Origin of the sequence: Rhizobium sullae, from assembly GCF_025200715.1 — a bacterium.
Taxonomy (GTDB): domain Bacteria; phylum Pseudomonadota; class Alphaproteobacteria; order Rhizobiales; family Rhizobiaceae; genus Rhizobium; species Rhizobium sullae.
On sequence record NZ_CP104143.1, the window covers coordinates 3,148,994 to 3,167,500 of the forward strand.

At 60.1% G+C, this 18,507-nt stretch carries 12 protein-coding genes, 1 tRNA gene and 2 rRNA genes (1 of these 15 running past the window's edge); 10 read left to right on the plus strand and 5 right to left on the minus strand.

The genetic code is table 11. From position 1 onward, the window contains the following. Positions 1 to 4: 4 nt before the first annotated feature. Complete coding sequence (locus N2599_RS15825) at positions 5 to 2,242, plus strand: hypothetical protein (protein ID WP_027507836.1); 2,238 nt, start codon at positions 5 to 7, stop codon at positions 2,240 to 2,242. Continuing rightward, the gene (locus tag N2599_RS15830; RefSeq protein WP_027507835.1) at positions 2,239 to 3,558 is read left to right on the plus strand and encodes a glycosyltransferase family 4 protein; all 1,320 of its coding nucleotides are present in this window, start codon (positions 2,239 to 2,241) and stop codon (positions 3,556 to 3,558) included. The genes N2599_RS15825 and N2599_RS15830 overlap by 4 nt, the downstream gene beginning before the upstream one ends. Positions 3,559 to 3,735: 177 nt before the next feature. Here N2599_RS15830 and N2599_RS15835 read toward each other — a convergent pair whose 3' ends face one another. Next, positions 3,736 to 4,692: an alpha/beta hydrolase gene (locus N2599_RS15835; RefSeq protein ID WP_027507834.1), complete on the minus strand. Its 957-nt coding sequence runs from the start codon at positions 4,690 to 4,692 to the stop codon at positions 3,736 to 3,738. Between the two features lie 784 nt (positions 4,693 to 5,476). On the opposite strand from N2599_RS15835, the gene N2599_RS15840 reads away from it, so the two are divergent. From N2599_RS15840 to N2599_RS15870, 7 genes are all read left to right on the plus strand, one after another. Then, the gene (locus tag N2599_RS15840) at positions 5,477 to 6,655 is read left to right on the plus strand and encodes an ABC transporter substrate-binding protein (protein ID WP_027507833.1); all 1,179 of its coding nucleotides are present in this window, start codon (positions 5,477 to 5,479) and stop codon (positions 6,653 to 6,655) included. Between the two features lie 67 nt (positions 6,656 to 6,722). Continuing rightward, positions 6,723 to 7,811 carry an ABC transporter ATP-binding protein gene (locus N2599_RS15845; RefSeq protein WP_037140815.1) on the plus strand — a complete coding sequence of 363 codons (1,089 nt, stop codon included), beginning with the start codon at positions 6,723 to 6,725 and terminating at the stop codon, positions 7,809 to 7,811. After that, positions 7,808 to 8,731, plus strand: a complete 924-nt coding sequence (locus tag N2599_RS15850) for an ABC transporter permease (RefSeq protein WP_027507832.1) — start codon at positions 7,808 to 7,810, stop codon at positions 8,729 to 8,731. The genes N2599_RS15845 and N2599_RS15850 overlap by 4 nt, the downstream gene beginning before the upstream one ends. Continuing rightward, the gene (locus tag N2599_RS15855) at positions 8,728 to 9,546 is read left to right on the plus strand and encodes an ABC transporter permease (RefSeq protein ID WP_051336427.1); all 819 of its coding nucleotides are present in this window, start codon (positions 8,728 to 8,730) and stop codon (positions 9,544 to 9,546) included. The genes N2599_RS15850 and N2599_RS15855 overlap by 4 nt, the downstream gene beginning before the upstream one ends. Before the next feature lie 9 nt (positions 9,547 to 9,555). Continuing rightward, a complete protein-coding gene (locus N2599_RS15860) occupies positions 9,556 to 11,088 on the plus strand; it encodes an amidohydrolase family protein (RefSeq protein WP_027507830.1) in 1,533 nt (510 codons plus the stop codon). 3 nt (positions 11,089 to 11,091) lie between these two features. Then, the gene (locus N2599_RS15865; protein WP_027507829.1) at positions 11,092 to 12,432 is read left to right on the plus strand and encodes a thymidine phosphorylase; all 1,341 of its coding nucleotides are present in this window, start codon (positions 11,092 to 11,094) and stop codon (positions 12,430 to 12,432) included. Between the two features lie 15 nt (positions 12,433 to 12,447). Further along, positions 12,448 to 12,870 carry a VOC family protein gene (locus N2599_RS15870; RefSeq protein ID WP_027507828.1) on the plus strand — a complete coding sequence of 141 codons (423 nt, stop codon included), beginning with the start codon at positions 12,448 to 12,450 and terminating at the stop codon, positions 12,868 to 12,870. 19 nt (positions 12,871 to 12,889) lie between these two features. On the opposite strand, the gene N2599_RS15875 is transcribed toward N2599_RS15870, so the two are convergent. Then, positions 12,890 to 14,191 carry an amidohydrolase family protein gene (locus tag N2599_RS15875; RefSeq protein ID WP_027507827.1) on the minus strand — a complete coding sequence of 434 codons (1,302 nt, stop codon included), beginning with the start codon at positions 14,189 to 14,191 and terminating at the stop codon, positions 12,890 to 12,892. A gap of 179 nt (positions 14,192 to 14,370) precedes the next feature. Between N2599_RS15875 and N2599_RS15880 the strand changes: the two genes are divergently transcribed. Continuing rightward, positions 14,371 to 15,021: a TetR family transcriptional regulator C-terminal domain-containing protein gene (locus N2599_RS15880; protein WP_027507826.1), complete on the plus strand. Its 651-nt coding sequence runs from the start codon at positions 14,371 to 14,373 to the stop codon at positions 15,019 to 15,021. Positions 15,022 to 15,229: 208 nt separating this feature from the next. Here N2599_RS15880 and N2599_RS15885 read toward each other — a convergent pair. The 3 genes from N2599_RS15885 to N2599_RS15895 all read right to left on the minus strand — a co-directional run. Beyond that, a tRNA-Met gene (locus N2599_RS15885) sits at positions 15,230 to 15,306 on the minus strand. A 113-nt stretch (positions 15,307 to 15,419) separates the two neighbouring features. Next, positions 15,420 to 15,534, minus strand: a 5S ribosomal RNA gene (rrf, locus tag N2599_RS15890). 121 nt (positions 15,535 to 15,655) lie between these two features. After that, positions 15,656 to 18,507: ribosomal RNA gene (locus N2599_RS15895) — 23S ribosomal RNA — on the minus strand (it continues 95 nt past the right edge of the window).

Here is an 18,507-nt window from a genome sequence, read left to right on the forward strand (position 1 = left end):
AAGCGTGCTGGTTAGAGAACAATCCCCCGCTGTCATTGGCCCCTCGGCAGGCGGGTATGCCGCGAGCAGGGCAATACGCTCTGGAAGGGTTATCGGCTGCCGCGTCGATGAGACAACCTTGCTGATCATCGGCCTCGGCCGTGTCACGGCCGGCGACGTGGTCGTCGGCCTCGGAGAAGATCAAGCCGTCACGCCAAGCTTGTTTGTCTCGGAATGGCGATTGGCCGCATCCTCACCGCGGGCCAGGCACGGCTTCGCGGCGCTCCTTCCGGCTGTGGGCACGGAACTGGCCATGAGCACGATCCGGTTCGGAGAGGAGGAGACCGGCGCACGCTACATCTTTGCGCCCCGGCTTATCTCCGCGGAGGAAGCAGCCGCGCTTGTGGTCGAGTCTGCGGGATCTCAGTCAGCCGCAGTCCTCGACCGGCTCGTGGACGCTCTGATGGTCGGCAATGTCAGCCGCCGCAGACTTCTGACCATAACCGCGCTTTTGCAGTCAGCCCACGCCGGCGATGGGTTTATCGAGTTGATTGGTGAGAGCCATGATGGCGCGACGTTCCTGCAGGGCTGGAGCCGCGGCATGGCGCCGGGGCCTTGCCGGGTGTCCGTGGTCGGCAATGTGACGCCGGTGGTTGCGGAGTGCGGTATCGCCATCTTTCCTCGCCCGGACGCTCCCGATGGCGCCTCTGGTTTTGTCGGCCTTCTCGACGCCAGCCAGGCTGCCCTCGCGCTCGACATCGAAGGTCTGGTTTTTCGGGGGCGCGCCGGTTGGAGGTATGTTTCGGTCCACCCCCGAAAGCGCATCGCCGGCCCGCTGGAAACGCCCGAACATATCCGGTCGATTCTACTGCGGACCCATGGCGCGCCGGACGTGCTCCTGTCCCTGCGAGCAGCCGCCAACAGCTTTGAGGGCAAGGAAACCGTCTCCAGCCTGCCTTATCCCGTCCGAATGGGAGTAGACAGCACATTTGAGGCCGATGGAGGAAACCTCCTCGTCTCCGGCTGGCTTTATGACCCCGACGGCCACGTCGCAACGGTAAGACTGCGGCGATGCGATGCCGCGGCTCGCCTCGACGAACGCTGGACGCGTTTTGATCGCCCCGATGTCACGGACAGTTTCGACGACCAGCAGCACTTCACACCGAGCCTTCGGAGCGAACAGCGCGCGCATGGCTTCATCGCCCACGCCCAATTGCCGAATGAAGATCCTGGTGCGCCCCTCTATTTCGAACTAACGCTGCACGATTCGCGCCGTGCGTTTCTGCCAGTGAAACCAACGCGGGTTTCTGCGCGCTTGGCGGCATTGCGCCAGATCGGCTCCATCGATCCCGCAAACTGTGCGCTGCCGGCGATAGTCGATTCACAAATTGTCCCGTTCCTCGGACAATCTGGAAGGTTAACACCGGTTGTCGAGACAATCCTCGATGCCGGCTCCTTCGATGAGAAAAACGGCCCACCGATCGTCATCGGCGCCGGGGAGGGCGAGGAGGACATTTCCCCGCTGCTGGCCTTGCTTGCGCTCGATCCGGAAACTCGGCGCACGCCGATCGTGATCGCCATGCCCGCAGAGCGCTTCCGCAGGCAGGCTGCTCGCCTCAGGGAACTCGCGCGGTTCTATAGCCTTTCGGCCAGGCTGGTATCGGCGAAGGGAACAGGCGACGTCTACGACATGCTGGAAGCCGGCACGCAAGCACTCTCCTGTGAAACGGTCGTGTCGCTCTCCGCCTCACTGATCCCGTACGGTCCAGGCTGGTATGGAAAACTCTTGGCCAGGGCCGCGACGCTCAAAGGAAGCGTCGTCTCGCCGGTCCTGGTTTACGAGGACCATTCCATTCGCTGGGCGGGAAACTGGATCGATGACGGCAACGGCGACGAACCAGTCGTGGGCCGCTATACGGGATATCCTCTCAAAGCGGTTACCGACATGAAGCTGACCCGTATCGCGGCGGCCTCGCTCGAGTGCTGCGTCATGCCCCGCGATGCCCTGTTGCGCGCCGGCGGCTGTTCCGGCGGCTATCTGGGCGCGCAGGAAAAGGGTCTGGATCTCGGCCTCCGTCTCAGCCGCTCCGGGTTTGACTCCTATTTGCTGCCATCGGTGCAGATGTGGGGTTGCGACGACGCCCGCAACGGTGGCAGTCCAGCGATGGCGGCTCTGGTGGAAGAGATCGATCGAAAGATCTTCAAGAGTCAATGGTTGCCTATCCTCACCGTCGAAAAGCACTCGGAAAAGAGGCCCGCATGAACGAGCAGCTTCGCGTCCTTGTCGTCTCGCATGCGCACCCGAGCGTTTCGCTCGGCGGGGCGGAAATCGCCTCTCACAACCTGCATCGCGGCCTGAACGCATTGCCGAACGTGCAATCGGTTTACCTGGCCCGGGTCGGCCATCCGGTCCCGCGGCATGCCTCGTCCGCGCTGATGAGCCTTCGCCTTGCCGAGGATGAGTTGCTGTTCCACGCGGACGACTACGACCATTTCTTTTTGTCGAACGGCGATACCCAGGCAATCACCCGCGACCTGTTGCGTTTCGCGCGCGATCTCAGGCCGCATGTCGTGCATTTCCATCATGTTCTAGGCATTGGCCTTGAAGCCCTCTACGCCCTTAGAGAAGCATTTCCGCACGCGGCCATACTCGTCACATTCCACGAGTATCTGTCGATCTGCCACAATCACGGGCAGATGGTGAAACGGCCTTCCGGTCAGCTCTGCGAAACAGCATCCCCCGTCGCTTGCCACGGCTGCTTTCCCGACATCCCCGTCTCACGCTTCCTGAAGCGGGAGTTGTTTGCGCGCGGGATGCTTGGCCTTGCCGACGCTTTCGTCTCCCCCAGCCGGTTTCTGGCGGAGCGCTACGTCGCATGGGGCATCGAAAAGGACAAGCTCAGTGTGATCGAGAACGGCATCGCCGTGGAAACAGCTGCGCCCGCGCGAGAAACGCAAGGTCCCAACCCGCGCCGCAACCGCTTTGCCTATTTCGGACAAATGACGCCGTTCAAGGGGGCCGACCTCCTGATCGACGCTGTTTCGCGCATCCCGAAGGAGATATGGGGCGAAGACTCCTGCCTGATGATCTTCGGCGGCAACCTCGAGCGACAGCCGATCGAATTCCAGGAGCGGATGAAGAAGCTCATCGCAGACGCCGGCCACCGCGTCCGTTTCTACGGCGCTTACCAGAACGCCGACGTGCCGCGTCTCATGCGTTCGGTCGACTGGGTGGTTCTGCCGTCCGTCTGGTGGGAAAACTCGCCCATCGTGATCCAGGAGGCCCTGCTCCATCGTAGGCCGATGATCTGCTCCGACATCGGCGGGATGGCCGAGAAGGTGCGTGAAGGAAAAGATGGCCTGCACTTTCGCGCAGGCAGCAGCCAGGATCTCGCGGACCGCATCGTCGAAGTCTTGGGTGATAGCCAAATCTGGGAGCGCCTCTGCGTTTCCATGCGACAGCCCGCCGACCGCCTCGCCTGCGCGCGAGAACACGTCAAACTCTATCGCGCGCTGCTGCGGCGGAAGCTAGATGCCGCGATGACCGAGAGCTCGGCGCTTCTCGCGCACTCGCGTTAACGACGCTCGCCTTGTGAAGCGCTGAAAGGGCTTCACAAGAGAGGATCGGTCAACCAAACCCTTGAGAAGCCGTTCGCAGGAACAAGGATGCTGCCGGCAACCAAGAGCGTTGGACCTGAGACAGGCTGTCACTCTTCAGCAAGGCCATCTTGTCGAGTAGGCTCGGCAACATTCGGATCACGAATGCGCGGCCTCATCCGCCCCGAGGCGGCGCGCGATACGGCCGTCCAGTTCCGCCATCCGGCGGGCGAAACTAGGATTTTCCGGCTGATATGTCATGGCGTCCACAAGCATGGTCCGCGCCGTCGCAAGCTCACCGTCGCGAATGTGGCGGTTGGCGCGATGATAGAGGAAGTTTGCTCGCTCAACCGGAGAGAAAGCCGAGCCGAAGCGTGCATGAAACTGGTCGGCCCAGGCCCGATGCCGGGCGATCGCCGTCACAGCGATCTGATAGGGTCGCATCGGCGCCATGACTCGGGCTGCGCGAGCCAGCGCGCGTAGACCCGGAAGATCGTCTTCGCGGCAGGCTTCGATCAGCGACAGGGCGCGTGCCGTTCCAGTGAACGCCCGAACGGTGCCATGGCCTGTCATGTGGACCGGTACGAGGTGCGTCCTCGCCTGCAGCGTCGCGATTCGAACCGCGTGCTGGTGATCGACGGCGTGGAACGGATCGAAGAAGAGATAGGCCCGGCCAGCTGCGTGATCAGGCGCGATCCCCATATTGGCGTGGAGGTCGGGCGAGAAATGGCGTGCAAACCGACCGTCGAAAGGAACGGCCTTCGGATCGATCGAGATCTGAGGGCAAAAAGCGATGGCAACGGCAGCGTTGAAGCGCCTTCGGTACCGCAACGCCGCATAGCCGCCCTGCGAGTGCCCGTAAAGGATCCGCTCCGGTGCTGCGCGCAGGATGGGCGCGGCCGCCTCGACCGCCTTGACGACGCTCGCCGCCGGAAACCAGTTCGGCCGTCGGCTGATGAAGCCAAGCGCCGAAATGTCAGCCTTCTCGCAGAACCGCTGCCCCCAGAAGCGGCTGCCGTTTGCCTTCATTTCCATCTCGTTAAAGGTGACGAGAAGATAGGGAGATGATCCTGAACGATGTATCACCTCCAAATTTTCATCTGAAAATACGAGCATGCGGCGATCCCAAGCAATTACGGAACAAATATACTTCAATATTTGAAATATACTATCCATGATAGAAATATGCGTAAAAACATGCTGAAAATCAACTCCGAATTTATACTCACGCTTGGACGATATATTTGCTAATCGCTTACTCCGGGTTACAGAAGAGGCTTATCCAGTTCGCCGAGGAATTACTCACGTCCAGCGTTCAGGCATGATGTGTCGCTCCCGCAGAGGGAGACAGGCGTAGTTGCGACACGGATCGAATAAGCCTGCCAGATTGCCGTGCGCTGGGCCTTAAACGCAAGAAAGCCCTCTGAGAGGGCTTTCTTGTTGGTATAATGTGTAAATTTTGGTTGCTGAGGCCTGATGGCACAGACGCTTGTAAAATTTGTCGTCGTCAAGGGATTTGAGGAGACGATGCCTAAATGGGTGAATTGATATCTTTAGTGACAGCGCGATCCTTGTGCTCCCATTAGCGAGGCCCGACCATTTTGCGATGAGGCCTCATGCGCGGGCTCAAGTCGTGACACATTCACCGAGCGATTTCGTCATCATAATTGGGTGGCGTCGCAAAGCCCCGACGCGGACCGGAGCACCGACCCTCGTCGGTACTCGGCAGATGATTCTACAACTGTCAAAAAATTGACCATTTGGTCAGTTTTTGACCTTGGCCGTTCCAAGACTACCTTTCTCAAAAGAAGCACAACCCAATTAAATCAATCAGATAATCACATGGCATAGAACTTGCTGCTCTCTGATCGGTGCCAACCATCGCCATCAGGGGAACGACATGTCAAATAAGCCTCGCCTGCCAGACACCACGAATACGTCCAATCAAACAGAGATTTCGCGCCGCAAGCTTTTGGGGGCGACGGCCGCCGGTGCCGCGGCCGCCGCCTTCGGGAATTTCACCATATTCTCACGACAGGCACAGGCCGCCGAGCCATTGCGCGTTCTCTGCTGGCCGGGTTACGAAGAGAGGGATGTCATCGCCGAGTTCGAGGATCTCCATAAGACGAAGGTGGAATTCAAGATCTACATCGGCGGCGAACAGATGCTGCAGTTCTTCGCCCAGACGCCGCCCGGCACATTCGACGCAATCATTTCGGACGCCGAGTATGTCCAGAAGCTGAAGGCGAACAAGGCGATCGAAGCCTACAAGACCGACGGCATTCCGGAGCTTGCCAACTACCATCCGAAGTTCCGCGATTTCGCACCCACCAAGGGCGAGACCGACGGCACCGTCTACGGGATCCCGACGCGCTTCTCCTTCTACGGCATCTCCTACAACACGGACGAAATGTCGGCGGAACAGGCGGCGGACTGGAATTCTCTGCTCGATCCGAAATATGCCGGCAAGATCGGCATGTTCGACTGGTACCTGCCGAACCTTGGCAATGCCAGCCTCGCCGTCAATCCCGGCAACCAGACACCTTACGCGATCACCGACGACCAGCTGGTCAAGGTCAAGGAATTCCTTACCAAGCTGCGGCCGCAGATCGGCATGTTCGGTTCTTCCAACCAGCCGATCGCGCAAGCGATGCTTGCCGGCGACATCGTCGCCTCGCCGACCGGCGACCTCGATATCGACCTGAAGCTGGCCGGTTACGACAACTTCTCTTCGACGATTCCCAAGCAGGGCGGCATTCGCTGGCAGGAAGTGGCCTGCGTTTGCTCGGCGTCGAAGAACAAGGATCTCGCCATGGAGTGGGTCAAGTACATGACCTCGCCCAAGGTGCAGTCGAAGCTCGTCTATACCAAGGCCTTCAAGGCGCGCGGCCCGAACATGAAGATCGTGGACTACTGGGACGACGACCAGAAGAAGCTGCTGTCCTACGTTCCGGACCCCGAAAACCCCGGCAAGATGCTTGTCGAGACGCTGATCGACCACTCGATGCCGCGCGGCCTGCCGGCCAACCAGCCGGAACAGGCGTGGATCGACATCTTCAACGAGTTCAAGACGGCCTGATCGCCTTCCGCCGGGCCCAGGCGCCCCGCGAGTGCGGGGCGCACCTTCCTCGTTTCCGGGATATTCCATGACCATCGCCTCGACCACGCCCCCAGATCTCGAACTCGTCGCGATTACGAGAAGTTTCAATGATTTCGTCGCGGTCGACGGCATCAATCTGACGGTCGGTCGAGGCGAGTTCGTGGCCATCATGGGTCCGTCCGGCTGTGGCAAGACTACGCTTCTGCGCATTCTCGCCGGATTGGAGACCGCCAGTTCCGGCCAGTTGCACATCCGCGGCAAGGACGTCTCCGACGTGCCCGTCAACTTGCGCTCGACGCGGCTTGTCTGGCAGAACTACGCGCTCTTCCCGCACCTTGACGTCGCCGGCAACATCGCCTTCGGCCTGACATTGAAGCCGCACGACAAAGCGGTCGTCGCCGGCAGGGTAAGGGCCATGGCCGAGCTGGTCGGCCTCACCGATCTCATGGGGCGCAAGATCAGCCAGCTCTCCGGCGGGCAGAAGCAACGTGTGGCACTTGCCCGCGCGCTCGTCACCGAGCCGGAAATCCTGCTCCTCGACGAGCCGCTCTCGGCACTCGACGCCCATCTGAGAATCCGCATGCAGGGAGAGCTCAGGCGCATCCAGCAGCAGCTCGGCATGGCCTTCATCTACGTCACCCACAACCAGGTCGAAGCCTTTTCGATGGCCGACCGGGTGGTTGTCATGAACAAGGGGAAAATCGAGCAGATCGACGCGCCCGAGGAGATGTATGCCCGGCCAAAGACGGAATTCGTCGCCCGCTTCGTCGGCACCAACAATCTCTTTGCCGGGCGCATCCAGGAAGTCGCGCATGATCGCGTCATCGTCCATTGCGGCCATGGCCAGGTCGAGGTCCGGACCCACGATTCGCCGCCAGTCGGCACCCCGGTCTTCGTGGTGGTGCAGGCCGACAAGCTGTCGCCGGCCCCCACCGGCGTTGCCGGCGAAAACCGCCTCGACGCCACCTTGCGAGGCCGTGAATACGCCGGCTCCCACAATGTGTACCTGCTCGACCTGGTTGACGGCACCGAAGTGAAGATGACCGTGCCGCAGGTTCTCGCCGTCGAGATCAACCGCCCGGCTTCGGCCTGGTTCTCGCCTGAAAACGCCTCGCTGATCCGGGGAGCCGCATGACGAACACCGCCTCCCCCTCCAAGCGGCTGAAGACGCCGAACGACAGCCCGCTCAAGATCCTCTTTCTCGCGCCGCTCGGCCTGTGGCTGGCCGTTCTGTTCCTGTTGCCTCTCGCCTTTCTCTTGTGGATCGGTTTCTGGCGGGTCGAGAATTTCCAGGCCGTCCCTGCCTTCTCCTTCGGCAATTACGCAGAAATCTTCGCGAGCTTCTTTTCGAAATCGCGCTATGGCCTGGCGCTCGTCCAGTCCCTCTGGGTGGCGATCACCACGGCGGCGGTTGCGACCATCCTCTCCTACCTAGTGGCACTGTCGATCGCCTTCGCCGTGCCGGGCCGCTGGCAGCGGCTGGCGCTGCTGCTGGCCGTCGCACCGTTCTGGTCAAGCTACGTACTGCGCCTCTATTCTTGGCAGACCATCCTGTCACGCAACGGCGTGATCAATTCGGTGCTGAAACAGGTCGGGCTTTCCGACTACCGGATCGACATCATCTATACCCAGATCGCCACCCGCATCGGCCTCATTCATTATCTCGCGCCGATCCTGATCGTCATTCTCTATGTCAGCATCTTAGCCATCGACAAGGTGCTGATCGAGGCGGCGCGCGAATTGGGCTGCACGCGCTGGCAGGCCTTCACCCGCGTGATCCTGCCCTTGTCGCGTTTCGGGCTGATGACGGCGGCGAGCTTCGCCGTGATCGTCTCGCTCGGGGACGCGCTCTCTGGCAATCTGCTGGGCGGCGGCGCTGGTGCCTCGATCATCGGCAAGCTGCCCACCTATGCTTCGATGATCATGTCCGACTATTCGAGCTCCACCAACCTACCGCGGACGTCGGCGCTCGCGACGATCCTGATCGCCGTCATGGTTCTTGCCCTGGCGTTCGGCTTCGTCGCCACCGACCGTGCACACAGGAGGACCTCGTGATCTCCGCTCCTTACCGCCGCAACCCGTGGATCCTTGCCGGCGGCCTCTGGCTCGGCCTCGCCTATGCCTTTATGTTTCTGCCGCTGGTCGTGCTGGTGCTGTTCTCCTTCCAGAAGAACCGTTTCCCCGGCTTTCCGCTGCAGGGCTTCACGCTGCAATGGTATGACAAGCTGTTTTCCGACGGCACGCTGCTGAAGGCGCTCGGCAACACGATGGTGGTTTCGCCGGCGGCCGCGACAGTCGCGACGGTCATCGCCTTTTTCGCAGCCTACGCTTTCAACCGCTTCACCTTCCGCGGCAAGACGACGTTCCTGGCGCTGGTGACCCTGCCGATCCTCATTCCGCCGCTGATCCTCGGTGTTGGTTTCCTCGGCCTGCTCGCCCGGCTGCATCTGTCGGGAACGCTGTTCGCGGTCTTCCTGACCCACGTCGTGCTGATCACCGCACCGGCGCTCGCCATCATCCAGCTTCGGCTCGCCCAGATGCCGGCGGCGCTGGAAGAGGCAGCATGGGATCTCGGCGCGACCGAATGGCAGGCGGTCACCAAGGTGGTGCTGCCGTTTGCCCTGCCCGGCATCTTCGGCGCCTGGCTGCTCGCCTTCACCTTCTCCTTCGACGAGTTCATCATCGCCTGGTTCGTCTCCGGGTTCCAACCGACCCTGCCAGTCGCCATCTATTCCGTTCTCGTCGCCGCGATCGATCCGTCGCTGAACGCCATCGGCACGATCGTCTTCGGCATTTCCTGCCTCGTCCTCATCGGCCTCGAACTCGTGCTGCTGCCGCTTCTGGTCGGCAGGCCCGACAATCAAAGCTAGAGCATACGCATGACGCTTCTCTTCAAGAATGCCACCATTCTCGCCATGGACAAGACCCATGGTACGACGCCGTTCTCAGGCGATCTGCTCGTTGAAGGCGACAGCATCGCGGCGGTCGATCGGGATCTCGCGGCTCCCGCAGACGCCCGGGTGGTCGACGCGACCGGCCGGTTGATCATGCCCGGCCTCATCAACGCCCATTTGCATTCCTCGGAGACTTTCTTCAAGGGGCGCTACCAGGGCACGCCGCTCGAAGTCTGGATGCTCTATTCCTATCCCATCCTGATGAAAGGTCCGATTCCGAAACGGCTGCTGTATCTGCGCAGCCTGCTGACGGCGATGGAATCGCTGAAAGCCGGCGTCACGACGCTGGTCGACGACTTTTTCGATCCACCGGACTTTGACATCGCTCGCCTCACCCGCGTCTTCGATGCATATGATGACGCCGGCATCCGGGCCAACATTTCCCACTGCGTCATCGACAGGCATGTCTTCGACACCATGCCCTATCTCCGAGAGATCATGCCCGCCGCGTTGCAGGATGAGGTCGATGGCCCCTCGATCACCGTGGCCGATTACATGGCCTATTGCGCCGACGTCTTCGGCTCGCAGCACGGCCGCGCCGACCGGCTCGGCTTCATGGTCTCGGCCTCGGCCCCGCAGCGCTGCTCGGTGGAGATGATGCAGGCCTGCGTAAACTTGGCCCGGGACAAGGGCGTGCCCTATCACACGCATGTGCTGGAAACGAAGACGCAAGCGGTCACCGGGCCGGAATTCTACGGCAGAAGCTTGATCCGCTACATGAAGGATATTGGCGTGCTGACGGCCAATACCACCATCGCCCATTCGATCTGGGTTAGCGACGCAGACATGGCCATGATGAGAGAGGCCGGGTGCTCGGTCGCGCACAACGCCGTTTCCAACCTGAAGCTCGGTTCCGGCATCGCGCCCGTCCGCCGGCTGCTCGATGCCGGCGTGCATGTCGGGCTTGGAACCGACGGGCTCTCCAGCAACGACACCGCCCGCATCTTCGACGTGATGCGGTTCGCAGCCCTGCTTCACGACATCGCCGCGCCCGATACAGAACGCTGGGTGACGGCGGCTGAGGTGCTCCGCTCCGCCACGATCGGCGGCGCTCGCACGGCGATGCTCGATGCCGTGACCGGCTCGCTGGAAGTCGGCAAGCGCGCCGACCTGATCATGCTCGATATCACAGGCTACGACTACATGCCGATGAACCGGCTCGACCACCACCTCGTTTATTGCGAGAACGGATCGAACATCCGTCTGGTGATGGTCAATGGTCAGGTCGTCGTCGAGGACAACAGGCTCACCACCATCGATGAGGCGGAGATTTTCGCGGAACTGCGCGAGCTTCTGCCGGCCTATCTGGCCGAGCATGAGGAACTTGAGCGGCTGAACGCCCGCTTCGAGCCCTACATGCGTGAAATGTATCGGCGCGCGACGATCCAGGACATCGGCATGAACCGCTACCAGGGCGATCTGCCGCTCTGGCCCGGCGTCAACCGCCGCGAAGGCTGAGCGATGTCGGTCTTTCTCCCCGCCCAGATCATCCGCGCCAAAAGGAACGGCAAGAGCCTTTCCGAAGCGGACATCCGCCGCTTCGTCGAGGGCATCGGCGCCGGCGAGGTCTCCGAGGCGCAGATCGCCGCTTTCACCATGGCCTGCTTCCTGAACGGCATGGCGCCGGAGGAGACTGCGGCACTGACGCTGGCGATGCGCGATTCCGGCGAGGTGATCGACTGGACCGGTGCCGGCATCGATCCTCGCACGATCATCGACAAACATTCGAGCGGCGGCACAGGTGACGAGAAGGTGAGCCTGATCCTCGCGCCGCTGGTCGCCTCCTGCGGCATCCACATGCCGATGATCTCGGCTCGCGGTCTGGGCCACACCGGTGGCGAGGTCGATCTCATGGAGGCGATACCGGGCGCCTCAATTGCCCCCTCCACGCAAATGTTCCGCCAGGCGGTAATGGATGCCGGGGTCGCGATCATCGGCCCGACGACGAAGCTGGCCCCGGCCGATGCGGCGATCTATTACGTTCGCGATGTCACCGCGACGGTGGAATCGATCCCGCTGATCACCGCCTCGATCCTCTCGAAGAAGCTCGCTTCGGGTGTTTCCGGCCTCGTCATGAGCGTCAACTATGGCTCCGGTGCCTTCATGCCGACCTATGCGGATGCCGACGAACTGGCTGGAAGCCTGATTTCGGTCGCGCGCCTCGCCGGCCTGCCCATGGTGGCGCCGATCGTCGAGATGGACGAGGTGATGGGGGATGCGATCGGCAGCCGGTTGCAGCTGCGCGAGGCGATCGATTTTCTCGCCGGCCGCCGTCAGGAACCGCGTATGCGGGCGCTGGTGATGGATATTTCCGCCGAAATTCTCGTCATGGCCGGCCTTGCCGCTTCCACCGAAGAAGCGGCCGCCATGCTCGAGAAGCGGCTAGCACAGGGCTCTGCGCTCGAGCGTTTCAGCCGGATGGTGGCGGCGCTCGGCGGCCCGGCCGACCTCGTTGAGAACGCCGGCAGCTATTTTCCTCCGGCGCCGTTCGTGTCCCCTCTTCCCTCGCCCACTTCGGGTTTCGTCAGGAAGGTCGACGCCTATGCGGTCGGTCTTGCCATGGTCGGGCTCGGCGCCGGCCGGAAGATCGCCAGCGACGCGCTTGATCACGACGTCGGCCTGACCGGCATCGTGCACGTCGGCGACGTCGTTGAGAAAGGCGAGCCACTCTGCATCCTTCACTGCCGCTGCGAAGCCGCCGTAGCCACGGCGGCCGAGGCGATTTCCGCAGCCATCCTCATCGGCCGTCACCAGCCTGAACGCCGGCCGGTCGTTACCGGCCGCCTGTCAACATCCGACTGAAAGAATCGCCCCGCCATGCCCTTTGCTCAATCCCACGCGATCACCGACATCTGTATTCTCGTCAAGGACACCCAGCGCTCGATCGATTTCTACGTCGGCAAGCTCGGTTTCGAACTCAATCGCCGCGCCGAGGGTTTTGCCGAGTTCAACGGCGCTGGCCTGACGCTCGCCTGCTGGGAGATCGACCACTTGAGCAAAAATACCGGGGTGCCTAACGCCAAGGCGGAAGGACCGCACAAGGCCTGCATCGCCGTGCGGGTACCCTCGCCGCAGGTGGTGGACGAGGCCTATGCAGAGCTGAAGGAAAAGGGCGTGCCTTTCTACAGCGAACCCAACGATTATGTCTGGAACGCCCGCGGCGCTTATTTTGCCGGTCCAGATGATGAGCTTTGGGAGATCTACGCCTGGAACGACGGCGGCTCGATGGGCAATTTCTGAGCCGCCGCCGTTCTCATCCTTACGTCGCTGAAGCCTCCACCGGCGCGTAGCGCCAGGGCTCGACGGTCGCCGGCCGGCCTTCGATCGAAAGGCTAGCCGTGCGGGGAGCCGTCTCGGCGATCACCTTGCCGCGACGAACAACCGCAAGGCGGTTAGGCTTCATCCGCACAGCCTCGATCGCGTCGCGGGCTTCAAGCAGCACGAAATCGGCATTGCATCCGGGTTTTAGGCCATAGCCTTCGAGGCCGAAGACCTTGGCGGGATTTTCGGTGATCGCCGCAAAGCAGGCCTTCACAGCCTCACGGCCAGTCATATGACCGGTATGCACGGCCATGTGGGCAACTTCCAGCATATCGGCACTGCCGAACGAATACCAAGGGTCCATGCAGCTATCCTGGCCGAAGGCGACATTGACGCCCAACGCCATCAGTTCTGGCACCCGCATCATGCCGCGCCGCTTCGGATAGGTGTCGTGGCGGCCTTGCAGGACGATGTTCGCAAGCGGGTTCGGCACGCAATGGATTTCCGCTTCGGCGATCAGCGGCAGCAGCTTCGAGGCGTAATAATTGTCCATGGAATGCATGGAGGTGAGGTGCGAGCCGGCAACGCGACCCTTGAGGCCCAGGCGCTGGGTCTCGTAAGCGAGACTTTCGATGTGCCGTGACATCGGGTCGTCGGTCTCGTCGCAATGCAAGTCGACCATCAGGCCGCGCTCGGCCGCGAGTTCGCACAGTGCGTTCACCGACAGCCGCCCATCTTCCATGGTCCGCTCGAAATGCGGGATCCCGCCGACCACCTCGACCCCCATGTCGAGCGCGCGAACGAGGTTCTTCGACGCGGTCGGCAAGCGGAAGAAGCCGTCCTGCGGAAAGGCGACGAGCTGCAGGTCGAGATAGTCTTTCACGAGGTCGCGCACTTCGAGCAGGGACTCGACGCCCACCAGTCGGTCGTCGCAGACATCCACGTGGCTGCGGACCGCGAGCAGCCCCTGTGAAACGGCGAGGTCGCAATAGCGCAGCGCACGCTCGATAACCGCCTCTTTGGTGAGCAGCGGCTTCAGCTCGCCCCAGAGCTGGATGCCTTCAAGAAGCGTCCCGGAGCGATTGAGTCGCGGCGTGCCGAGCGATAGCGTCGCGTCCATGTGGAAATGGATATCGATGAAAGGTGCGGTGATAAGCTTGCCGCCGGCATCGATGACGCGGCCGGCCTCGGCGGTAATGCCTCTTTCGACGGCGACGATCCTGCCGCCCGAGACGGCGATATCGATGCCGGTCCGGTCATCGGGAAGGTTGGCGTTCTTGACGAGAAGGTCGAAGGTCATCATTCGGCTCCGGAGATTGAGTTGGTGTCGCTCCCTAGATCGAGCGGATCGCCGATTGCCTTGCCGGACCGGTCGTTGTTATCCGCGCAAGCTAGAGGTAACCTGACCAAGTCGTCAATTTTTTTAATTGCTGCGGTCGGTTGAAAATCACGTAAGCGGCAAGAAGGATGAGCCAGAGCATGCCCAAGAGCCGGACGGCTGACAAACTCGACGAGAAGATCCGCGCGCGCAACATGAGGATCATTCTCGACGTGGCGACCGACGTCTTCTCCCGCAAAGGTTTCGACGGTACCCGCATCGCCGAAATCGCGGAACTGGCCGGACTTCCGAAGGCCAACATCTATTACTATTTCGCCTCGAAGGAGGAGGTCTATTCCGCCATTATCGCGAACCTGATCGCAGGCTGGGACGACGCCCTGTCCAGCCTGCGTGCCGACCGGGAGCCCGCGGAAGCACTGCGCGACTACGTCAAGGTGAAGCTGGAATACACGCGGAACTATCCGCGCGAATCCCGGCTTTTTGCAAGTGAGATCATTCAGGGTGCTCGCTTTTTAAGCGAGAAGGATCGCGCTCATATGCGTCTGGCGACGGATAGGCACGCCGCGATTCTGGAGCAGTGGATGAGCGAGGGACGCATGGCAATCATCAACCCACGGCATTTCTTTATCATTCTGTGGGCTGCCACGCAGTTCTACAGCGATTTCGAGCCGCTCGCCTGCGACGCGTTGAACACCGGCAAACTTACACCCGCTGACTTCAACATCGCGGCCGACACAATTGTTCGCACCGTGCTAGCCGGAGTGATGCCGCCTAACCGACATACCGGGTAAGACCCACCCAGCTATCGCGATGGGCAGAAAGAGCATTCTCGGGAGAATTGGCTTTCTTTCTCCGTCGCCGCCTAGTCCCGCGGCGGTGAGAGGGAGATCTCGTCTTGTCTTCGTTCGCGCACAACCGCTTCCTCGGGAAAAGGGTGTGCTTTTTCACGCAAAAAGGGCTCCGAGTTTCCTCGAAGCCCATTGAATTGGTGGTCAATTTTGGTTGCGGGGGCAGGATTTGAACCTGCGGCCTTCAGGTTATGAGCCTGACGAGCTACCGGGCTGCTCCACCCCGCGTTATATTTGTGTTCTTTGTTCAAAGCGGAACGGACCGCTTTGAGGGCGGCCCGTTTTGCTTGGCTTTGGGCCGTTAGTTTGGTGTTGAGAAGATTGTTAGTTGCGTTTTGCAGACCTGGCAGCGACCGACTCTCCCGCGTCTTGAGACGAAGTACCATGGGCGCTGGGGCGTTTCACGGCCGTGTTCGGAATGGGAACGGGTGCAGCCACCCCGCCATAACCACCAGGTCAGCGAAGCGCAACTAATTGAGAAGCTGGTACAGGAGTGATTTGTCACTCGTGTTTTGTTTTGAACACGTATCGATGGTCATCGGCGCCTTTGGCGCGTTGATGAGCATGGTCAATGAGAACGATCAAGCCGATCGAGCTATTAGTACCGGTAAGCTTCATGCATTGCTGCACTTCCACACCCGGCCTATCAACGTGGTCGTCTTCCACGGCTCTGATAGGGAACACTCGTTTTCAGGTGGGTTTCCCGCTTAGATGCCTTCAGCGGTTATCCCTTCCATATGTAGCTACCCTGCTATGCCCTTGGCAGGACAACAGGTCCACCAGAGATATGTCCATCCCGGTCCTCTCGTACTAGGGACAGATCCTGTCAATATTCCTACACCCACGGCAGATAGGGACCGAACTGTCTCACGACGTTCTGAACCCAGCTCACGTACCGCTTTAATTGGCGAACAGCCAAACCCTTGGGACCTGCTCCAGCCCCAGGATGCGATGAGCCGACATCGAGGTGCCAAACAACCCCGTCGATATGGACTCTTGGGGGTCATCAGCCTGTTATCCCCGGCGTACCTTTTATCCGTTGAGCGATGGCCCTTCCACGCGGGACCACCGGATCACTATGACCGACTTTCGTCTCTGCTCGACTTGTCAGTCTCGCAGTCAGGCGGGCTTATGCCATTGCACTCGACGACCGATTTCCGACCGGTCTGAGCCCACCATCGCGCGCCTCCGTTACTCTTTCGGAGGCGACCGCCCCAGTCAAACTACCCACCATACACTGTCCCGGATCCGGATAACGGACCGCGGTTAGACATCCATGACGATAAGGGTGGTATTTCAAGGATGGCTCCACGGAAACTGGCGTCCCCGCTTCAAAGCCTACCACCTATCCTACACATGCCGACACGAATGCCAGTGTAAAGCTATAGTAAAGGTGCACGGGGTCTTTCCGTCTGACCGCAGGAACCCCGCATCTTCACGGGGAATTCAATTTCACTGAGTCTATGTTGGAGACAGCGGGGAAGTCGTTACGCCATTCGTGCAGGTCGGAACTTACCCGACAAGGAATTTCGCTACCTTAGGACCGTTATAGTTACGGCCGCCGTTTACTGGGGCTTCAGTTCAAAGCTTGCACCTCTCCCTTTAACCTTCCAGCACCGGGCAGGCGTCAGACCCTATACGTCGTCTTGCGACTTCGCAGAGCCCTGTGTTTTTGATAAACAGTCGCTACCCCTGGTCTGTGCCACCCCATCTCACTTGCGTAAAATGGGGTCACGCTTCTTCCGAAGTTACGCGTGCAATTTGCCGAGTTCCTTCAACATAGTTCTCTCAAGCGCCTTGGTATACTCTACCTGACCACCTGTGTCGGTTTCGGGTACGGTCTATACGGTGGAGCTGTTTCCTGGAACCGCGTCCCTGCAAGATCAATCCAATAAGACCTTACAAGTTGAGCAATCCGTCACTACCACCAGGCCCACGAATATTAACGTGGTTCCCATCGACTACGCGTGTCCGCCTCGTCTTAGGGGCCGGCTAACCCTGCTCAGATTAACTTTAAGCAGGAACCCTTGGTCTTTCGGCGAGAGGGTCTCTCACCCTCTTTATCGTTACTCATGTCAACATTCGCACTTCCGATACCTCCAGGATGTCTCACGACTGTCCCTTCACAGGCTTACGGAACGCTCCGCTACCACGTGTATTGCTACACATCCTCAGCTTCGGTGCATGGCTTCAGCCCCGTTACATTTTCGGCGCAAAGACCCTTATTTAGACCAGTGAGCTGTTACGCTTTCTTTAAATGATGGCTGCTTCTAAGCCAACATCCTGGTTGTTTTGGGATCCTCACATCCTTTCCCACTTAGCCATGACTTGGGGACCTTAGCTGGAGGTCAGGGTTGTTGCCCTTTTCACGACGGACGTTAGCACCCGCCGTGTGTCTGCCGATTAGTACTCCCCGGTATTCGGAGTTTGGTTAGGATCAGTAAGACGGTGAGTCCCCATAGCCCATCCAGTGCTCTACCCCCGGGGTATTCGATCGACGCTCTACCTAAATAGATTTCGCGGAGAACCAGCTATTTCCGAGTTTGATTGGCCTTTCACCCCTAGCCACAAGTCATCCCAATCTATTGCAACAGATGCGGGTTCGGTCCTCCAGTTGGTGTTACCCAACCTTCAACCTGCTCATGGCTAGATCACTCGGTTTCGGGTCTAATGCAACAAACTAAATCGCCCTATTCAGACTCGCTTTCGCTGCGCCTACACCTACCGGCTTAAGCTTGCTTGTTACACTAAGTCGTTGACCCATTATACAAAAGGTACGCCGTCACCCTTTCAGGCTCCGACTGTTTGTAGGCATCCGGTTTCAGGTTCTATTTCACTCCCCTTGTCGGGGTGCTTTTCACCTTTCCCTCACGGTACTTGTTCGCTATCGGTCATGCACGAGTACTTAGGCTTGGAGAGTGGTCTCCCCATGTTCAGACAGGATTTCTCGTGTCCCGCCCTACTCTAGGACAATCAAAGTATCTACGCGTACGGGGCTGTCACCCGCTACGGCCAAACTTTCCAGAATGTTCCGCTTTAACTTCAATTGCCACTGGCCTGGTCCGCGTTCGCTCGCCACTACTTGCGGAGTCTCGGTTGATGTCCTTTCCTGCAGGTACTTAGATGTTTCAGTTCCCTGCGTTCGCTTCTTACACCCTATTTTATTCAGGTGAAGATACCTTATTATCGATACTTGGAAACCATTTCGGTTCTCACTCACGCTTGTCCCGCACGTTCCGTGCAGCGCTGCGTGAGCGCGCCGGACGACCGGCGACGCGCTACCGCGCTGTATAGGAACTTCCCATACAGGCCGATAGGCCGTCGGCGATCGTTCGCCGTCAAACGTCGGATCGAAGATCCGACAACCAAAATGATTTCCCAAGTATCTTAAGGTGGGTTTCCCCATTCGGAGATCCATGGATCAAAGCT

Excerpts from the sequence above, each read along its gene's own strand:
- N2599_RS15830 (WP_027507835.1), top strand. The coding sequence starts at position 2,239 with ATGAACGAGCAGCTTCGCGTCCTTGTCGTCTCGCATGCGCACCCGAGC.
- N2599_RS15835 (WP_027507834.1), bottom strand. The coding sequence starts at position 4,692 with ATGCTCGTATTTTCAGATGAAAATTTGGAGGTGATACATCGTTCAGGA.
- N2599_RS15840 (WP_027507833.1), top strand. The coding sequence starts at position 5,477 with ATGTCAAATAAGCCTCGCCTGCCAGACACCACGAATACGTCCAATCAA.
- N2599_RS15845 (WP_037140815.1), top strand. The coding sequence starts at position 6,723 with ATGACCATCGCCTCGACCACGCCCCCAGATCTCGAACTCGTCGCGATT.
- N2599_RS15850 (WP_027507832.1), top strand. The coding sequence starts at position 7,808 with ATGACGAACACCGCCTCCCCCTCCAAGCGGCTGAAGACGCCGAACGAC.
- N2599_RS15860 (WP_027507830.1), top strand. The coding sequence starts at position 9,556 with ATGACGCTTCTCTTCAAGAATGCCACCATTCTCGCCATGGACAAGACC.
- N2599_RS15865 (WP_027507829.1), top strand. The coding sequence starts at position 11,092 with ATGTCGGTCTTTCTCCCCGCCCAGATCATCCGCGCCAAAAGGAACGGC.
- N2599_RS15870 (WP_027507828.1), top strand. The coding sequence starts at position 12,448 with ATGCCCTTTGCTCAATCCCACGCGATCACCGACATCTGTATTCTCGTC.
- N2599_RS15875 (WP_027507827.1), bottom strand. The coding sequence starts at position 14,191 with ATGACCTTCGACCTTCTCGTCAAGAACGCCAACCTTCCCGATGACCGG.
- N2599_RS15880 (WP_027507826.1), top strand. The coding sequence starts at position 14,371 with ATGCCCAAGAGCCGGACGGCTGACAAACTCGACGAGAAGATCCGCGCG.